This is a genomic window from Draconibacterium sp., assembly GCF_041583095.1.
Taxonomy (GTDB): Bacteria; Bacteroidota; Bacteroidia; order Bacteroidales; family Prolixibacteraceae; genus Draconibacterium.
This window is the reverse complement of sequence record NZ_JBFHGM010000259.1, coordinates 1-7,316: the sequence shown is the minus strand read 5'-3', so window position 1 is coordinate 7,316 and position 7,316 is coordinate 1. Positions and strand designations below refer to the sequence as shown.

Below are 7,316 nucleotides of genomic sequence, written 5' to 3'. Positions count from 1 at the left end.
TCCCGTTAATGAATATGTTTAAATATCCATCGATTTTCAGAGCACTTACCATATTTGGTTTTCTGGCTTATGCGGGACTTAATTGTAAAATCGATGATATTACATCCGCAAATAAAAAGAAGCTGCTGGCGGTTATTGGCGTGTTAGCGATTATTATTTTATTCATTGTTGTACGATCGGTGGGACAACTTGAAGCTTCTGTGCTATTCGACTTCAATTTATCATTGGTCGATCGTTTGCAAAAAACAACAATTCATGAGGCTTTTGTTTTGCAGGGCATTATTCATTTATTGTTGTTGGGATGCTTTTTTACCGTGCTGGTAGGCAAACAAAAATATTTACCAATAGCCATCGTATTTCTGTTTGCCTTCGACGCGATTGTTTCAATCCAACTGAATTTGCATTACACGGTAGTTAGCGATATTGATCCTATTGAATTTAAAGCAGATTTAGATTCACAACCCAAAGGATTTCCTATTCCTGAATTGCTTCCGATTGGTGAAAATACGGACCAGAATGCATCCGGAAAATTTACCTGGAGAAACAACAATGTGTTTCCCAAACGTCCCACATTCGACGGGTTGGTGTCTTTTAAAACCGATGGTTATTCAAAGTTGAGTGATGAATTTCCGGAGCTGCTGGAAATGATGAAAAAGCAGCCGCTTTTTTTCTTTTCTGATGATGTGAGGGCAAACGGAGATACGGCTAACATTGGCTCGAAAACCGTTTTGTTAGAGCCATCGGATTTGCAGAATATTAATGGAAAAACGGAGCAACAGCATCAGGCAAATAAATTAGAAATCGAGAGCTTTTCCCCGAATAAAATTGTTGTACACACCGAAACACTACACGAGCAGTTGTTGGTTTTTCAGCAAAATTACTTTTCAGGATGGAAAGTAACAATCGATGGTAAAGAGCAAAAAATAGTGCGTGCAAACTATGCTTTAATGGGCACCATCGTTCCGGCAGGAGAACATGTTGTTCAATTCAGTTATGGTAACAAGTTAATAATCGTGTTATTTGTTGTGACGATGCTGCTAATGTTGGTATTGGCAGGCCTGCTTCTGTTTCTGCATTGGAAAGAGGATTTAAAACACCGTCGAATGATTCTGGGGTCAGCATTTGGATTGGTGTTACTGATTATTACTTTTAGTGGTATTAACAGGTGGCGCTATCATAAAAAGACTAGCCGATTATTGCCGGAAATTACAGAAGAATTCGAAGCTTTAAAAAACTACGATGTTACCACTTTTTTGAGTTATGCTTCAGGTACTCTGGTTGAGATGCCAAATACCGATCATCAATTTTATCTTGATGACAATATGAATGTGGCCGCCTTTGGTAAGGTGCTGGCCGAAACGCACACGCTACAATTTGCCTTGGCCTGGGTGAATGGTGCGATTAGTAAAGAAGTGCTGGAGCTGTTTTCTTCTTATTTTCCGCAGGTGGAAAAAGAAAGAATTTCAGGAAATTCAGGCTTTATTCTTGCTCGGAAGGGCGATGATGAAATGTCGGATTTTGATGAAGATTTTGAGCCGGGAACAAATCTTGTATGGGAGATAGACAAAACGAGGATTAAAATCGACTCTGTGACAGCAAATGCGTATTACACTTTTCTGCCAAACCAAAGGTGGGGAGCAGTATTAAACATTACTGTCGATGGAACTAATAGTGACCTGCAAAAAATTACCGTGTTGGGAGATTTACGTTTCCCCGAAGTGTTTTCAGAGGTAAATATGGTTATTACCGTATCGCGGGGTAAAGACCAACAGGAATATTATACCCGAGTAATAAGTGATTTTACCTACGAAACAGGAATTTGGTCGCGGTTTGCCGTTGTAAAAATGATTGATTTTGACTTGCAATCAGGCGATGTAATTCATATTTATTTATGGAACAGAGCTGAAGCCCGGTTTGATATTGATAACCTGAAAATGAAAATGTGCAGTGGTAATTAGATGCAATCTTCGAAGTACCTGCAAAGTAGAGCCATTTTCTTATTTTTACCTAAAATTAATCGAATATGAAGCTCGTTTTTGCAACAAACAACAAACATAAACTGGAAGAATTACAGGCTATTTTGGGCGATCATTTTTCCCTGCTTAGCCTAAAAGATATTGAATGTTTCGACGAAATTCCTGAGGAACAGCCTACATTGGAAGGAAATGCCAGCCAAAAAGCTTATTACATCTACGACAAATTTGGCATGAATTGTTTTGCCGACGACACCGGTTTGGAAATTGAAGCCCTGGATGGTGAGCCCGGAGTTTTCTCGGCACGTTATGCCGGCGAAGACAAAAATTCGGAGGCGAATATGAATAAGGTGCTCGAAAAACTGGCTAAAATAAATGACCGGAAAGCACGTTTTAGAACTGTAATTTCGCTGATAATTGATGGCGAAGAGAAACAATTCGAAGGCATTGTAAACGGCGAGATTCTCAAAGAAAAACGTGGAGGCTCGGGATTTGGCTACGACCCCATTTTTAAGCCGGAAGGACTCGACCAGTCGTTTGCTGAAATGGGCCTCGACGATAAAAACACGATCAGTCACCGGGGGAGAGCTGTACAAAAACTGGTCGACTATTTAAAAAAGCTCGATTAAATGAAACGAAGACTTATACTTTCTGCACTTTTATTACTGACTTTTTTTCTTTCGCAAGCCCAGCGCCAACAGGGATCGTGGCAAGACTATCTTTCGTATAATAAAGCCAGCAAAATTGCGGTTTCGCCCGATAAAGTTTTCTGTGTTACCGAAGGCGGACTGTTTTATTATGATCTAGAAGATAACAGCGTAAATAAATTTGGCGGTGCCATTCAGTTGTCTGATTTTGGGGTAAGTACCATTGCTTACAGCGAGCAGAACCAGGTGCTGGTCATTGCTTATTCAAACAGTAACATCGATTTGCTTTACGATGATGGCGAGGTGGTTAACCTGTCGGATATAAAGCGAAAAACTATCGCAGGGAACAAGGTCATCAACAACATTTCTTTTTCGGATAATGAGGCCTATCTGGCCTGTGGTTTTGGAATTGTCGTACTCGACCTGGATCGTCAGGAAGTAAAAGATACGTATTATATCGGCGACGGTGGATCGTCGTTGGAAGTGAATGATATTGAAACGGATAACAACTCGATTTTTGCCGCTACGAACCAGGGAATTTACAGGGCGGATAAAAATGAACCCAACCTGGCCAATTTTGCCAACTGGATTCATGTGGATGATATTCCGCATCCCGATGGTATTTTTAATCATTTGGTTTACCACAGCGGGAGCGTAATTGCCAATTTCTCAGCCGGAGAGTGGTATCAGGATGAAATGTATATGCTGAATAACGGCGTATGGGAGCCTTATAATCCTGAAATACGTTTTGCATTCGATTTGCAGAGTAACGGAAACTACCTGAGTATTGCCAGTCGCGATGTGGTTTTTATTATCGACAGCAATCACACGCAAATAGGACGGATTGACAGCTACAGATTTAACGACCGGACAGTAGAAAGTATCGCTCCCAAAAGTGCGGGTGTGTCGGCCGACGGTTCGGTTTGGATTGCAGACGACAAGGAAGTTCTGGTGCGCTATTACAGCGAAAGTTTTGAGCAAACCTTGCCTCCCGGACCAATCAATAACGACATGTATTTTGTTGGTGCCTTTAATTCGGAGATTTGGATGAGCGCGGGGAGTACCAATGGCTATGTAAGCCCAGTTTTTCAGCGCTTTGGCGGCGATGGCTGGACCTACTTTACCGATCAAACGCATCCTGAACTGAGAGGATTTCATAACATATTAGCTGTTGAAGTGGATCCCCGCGATCCGGATCATTTTTTTGTGGCCAGCTGGGGTGGTGGATTGCTGGAATACCGCAACGATGAGCTGGTAGAGCGCTATTATAACCTGAACAGTCCGCTGGAAACAGCCTTGCCCGAGAAGCCCAACGAACCGTTTACACGCGTTGGCGGTATGAGTTTCGACTCGGAAGGCAACCTGTGGATTACCAATGCTGAGTGCGCACATAACCTGCACAAATTAACGCCATCGGGCGAGTGGGAGTCGTTTGAGTTGCCCGAAATCGCCAACCGATACAATGTTTCTGATATTATTGTGAATGAAAACGATGATAAATGGATGCTTATTCCGGGTGGACACGATGCGTATGTGATCAATAAAACCGGCGACCAGAAAAAAAGACTCTTGGTGGAGACCTATTTCAGCAATGGTACCGACAATATTATTACCCCGATGCATGATGTCTTTTCTATTGCCGAAGACCGGAACGGAGCCATTTGGATTGGTAGCGGGCAAGGGGTGGCTGTGTATAGCAGCCCGTCGCGAATCTGGAATTCGGAGAACTTTTACGCCACACACCCGGGGCTTGATTTGAATGATGGTATTTACCATCCGCTGCTTGAAACCGAAACCGTTACAGCCATTGCGGTTGACGGTGCTAATCGCAAATGGCTGGGAACACAAAACTCAGGCGTGTTTTTGGTATCGGAAACAGGCGAGGCGGAAGTGTTGCATTTCACCACTGAAAACAGCCCGTTGCTTTCGAATAATATTCTGTCGATTGCCATCAACCAGAAAAATGGGGAGGTGTTTTTTGGAACCGACAAGGGACTGATCTCGTACCAGGGAGAAGCCACGGGGGGAGCAGACACGTACAGTAATGTTTATGTTTATCCGAATCCCGTGCGCGAAACCTACGACGGACCGGTTACAGTTGCCGGACTAATTGAAAATACCGATGTAAAAATTACCGACATCACCGGAAACCTGGTGTACAAAACCACATCCTTTGGCGGACAGGCAGTTTGGGACGGAAAGAACCTGAATGGCAAGCGCGTAAAAACCGGAGTTTACCTGGTATTTTGTAACGACGAGAACGGGGAAGAAACCCACATTACAAAAATACTGTTCATACATTGATTGGGATTCACAAGCAGCTTAACTGAGTTATGATTACGGCTACCGAAGGTATTGTTTTGCACACAATAAAATATGGCGAGAGCAGTGTTATTACCACTGTTTTTACCAAAGAATTTGGGCGGCAAAGCTACCTGATAAATGCTGCCCGGAGCCGGAAGTCGAAAAATAAGGCCGGTTTGTTGCAGCCCCTGTTTATGGTTGAACTGGAGGCTTACCAGAAGCAATCGCGCGACCTGCAACGGATCAGGGCAATGAAAAGCCTGACTACCTACCAGGAAATTCCTTTTGACATTGTAAAATCAACGCAGGCTATTTTTCTGGCCGAGGTGCTCTATAAAACCATCCACGAACAGGAAAGTTACCCCGAACTGTTTGAGTTTATTAAAAGCGCTTTGCTGTATCTCGATTTGATGGAGGAAGGCAAAACAAATTTTCATCTTTATTTTCTGTTTCATTTAACCGAGTATCTTGGTTTTATGCCCGACACCACACCAACCGGTTTTGAAGGCTGGCTTGATCTGCAAAAGGGTGCAGTGGTACCTTTTGAGCCTTCGCACCCCATGTTTGTCAACAAAGAAGCAACGGCGGTTTTGGTAAAACTGGCTTTGCTGAAAATTAACGAACTGGATAGCTTGAAATTAAAACGCAGCATGCGCGATACTCTGCTTGCAAAGTTGGTAGATTATTACCGACTGCATTTTGATACGCTGGGTGAAATAAAATCGCTAAAAGTACTTCAGGAAGTTTTTTCCTGATCGTCTTTCACAATCACTACCTCATAGGTGTAAAGTTCGGCGGTTTTCCATCCGTCCCAACCAATTCCGGCTTTGTTTTTCGCGCATCTTCCCAGAAATTCTTCTTTGCTCCAGCCCGTTTTTTCGGCTACCTGTGGCAAAAAGGTGCCCGAGTTTAAGCCACTTTTTATATAAATGCCGTGTTTTCCCAATTCAAATTCATCAATCGATTTAATCTTTTTCAGTGGAGTTAACACCGAAACTTCCAGTGTCATGTTGTCCAGATCGGAAGGTTCAATTGGGTCGAAACGCTGGTCGTTTGTCGCTGAAACCGCAAACCGCTTAATCATTTCGCGCAATGTTTTATTGCCGGCAAATCCGCCAATGCACCCGCGTAATTCATTGTTAATGTAAATGCTGATAAAAGCACCGGCTTTCTGATTCAATATACTGTTTTTGCTTTTTTCAGGCCTTTTTTCTCTGATCTCCTCTCCCAGAAAACGGGCAATCGAATTTCGGGCCAGCTGCAGAATTTCCTGTTTCTCCGAGGGGCTGATTTCAAATACGGCTTTTTCGTAAACTCCAATAGCCCAGTAGCCCACCACGCGGTCTTTTTCGCCATAAAGCTGGCTGTCGCCCGAGTTTTTGTAGGCCAGTTGTTTAAACTCAAAATCTCTTTTTTTCGTCAGGTCCAGCAGTGTTAGCACCGATGTCCAGCCACATAACGAGGTGGCAAGGTTGCCAATCTTTTTCTCCTTATTCTTTTCAAGTGCTTTTAACAGTTTTTTGGGTTTGTTTTTGCAGATGGCATCGGCTGTTAGCTGGTCTGCCAACTTTGCATTTTCGTAGCTGGGGTAGTGCGAAAAGTCGGTACTGATAATAAATAAGTTATCCGGTGTAAAATACGGCCTCAGTGCTTTTGCCAGCTTTTTGCAAATGCCGGCCGAGTGGGTTCCAAGTATAATTGGTACCAGTGTAAAATCATTTCCTAAACGATGTTGCAAAAACGGCAACTGAACCTCCAAACTGTGTTCGTAGAGGTGCGATGCATCATGCTCGGTAAAAACCGACGATGAGGCGAGCAATTGTTTTCCGATTTTTTTATTCACCGGAATTTCGCCCAGAGGCGTCTCGTAGTTTCCTTCGGTATAAATGGCGGCTCCGCCAAAAGTATAACGATGGCTCGATGCCAACACAAAAATATTCTGATAGTTTTTGTTTGCCGGAATTTGTTTGAAAGCGGCTGCTGCAACTTCACCGCTAAAAATATAGCCTGCATGTGGCGAAATAAGGGCGCGCAGCGGTTGCGAGGTTTTTACATTAACGGCACCGTCAAAAAGTTCTTCCAGCTCATTTCGCAAAGTGCTGGAAGATGAAGGGTAAAATTGTCCGGCTACTGCCGGCTCGCGGTTTTTATTATTATTGAATCGCATAGTTTTCTTTCAGCTAAAAGGTAGTAATATTATTACGCAACACAATAAAATTGGTTTGCGGACCGGTTTGTGAAGAAACATTTAAATAGCATTTGTTTTCGAGGGCAGCGATTTTAAAGATAAAACAGATAACGTACATTTACGTGAATACTAAATTTAAATGGACTTAAACAAGGTACATAGCGTTATTGCAGTGCTGGCCGAAGCCGGAAGAGCGATCATTGA

The 7,316-nt window shown here is 43.0% G+C and carries 5 protein-coding genes; 4 read left to right on the top strand and 1 reads right to left on the bottom strand.

The features are described from left to right. From ABZB17_RS18340 to recO, 4 genes are all read left to right on the top strand, one after another. Positions 1-1,958 (top strand): YfhO family protein (locus ABZB17_RS18340; RefSeq protein WP_372652307.1); only part of this gene is annotated, 1,958 nt, incomplete at its 5' end. Between the two features lie 65 nt (positions 1,959-2,023). Next, positions 2,024-2,602 (top strand): non-canonical purine NTP diphosphatase, encoded by a 579-nt coding sequence (locus ABZB17_RS18335; protein ID WP_372652305.1) that lies wholly within the window; start codon positions 2,024-2,026, stop codon positions 2,600-2,602. Beyond that, positions 2,603-4,924 (top strand): two-component regulator propeller domain-containing protein, encoded by a 2,322-nt coding sequence (locus ABZB17_RS18330; protein WP_372652304.1) that lies wholly within the window; start codon positions 2,603-2,605, stop codon positions 4,922-4,924. Between the two features lie 29 nt (positions 4,925-4,953). Beyond that, the gene (recO, locus tag ABZB17_RS18325) at positions 4,954-5,679 is read left to right on the top strand and encodes a DNA repair protein RecO (RefSeq protein ID WP_372652303.1); all 726 of its coding nucleotides are present in this window, start codon (positions 4,954-4,956) and stop codon (positions 5,677-5,679) included. On the opposite strand, the gene amrB is transcribed toward recO, so the two are convergent. After that, the gene (amrB, locus tag ABZB17_RS18320; RefSeq protein ID WP_372652301.1) at positions 5,661-7,091 is read right to left on the bottom strand and encodes an AmmeMemoRadiSam system protein B; all 1,431 of its coding nucleotides are present in this window, start codon (positions 7,089-7,091) and stop codon (positions 5,661-5,663) included. The two genes, recO and amrB, sit on opposite strands and share 19 nt — an antisense overlap. Between the last annotated feature and the right edge of the window lie 225 nt (positions 7,092-7,316).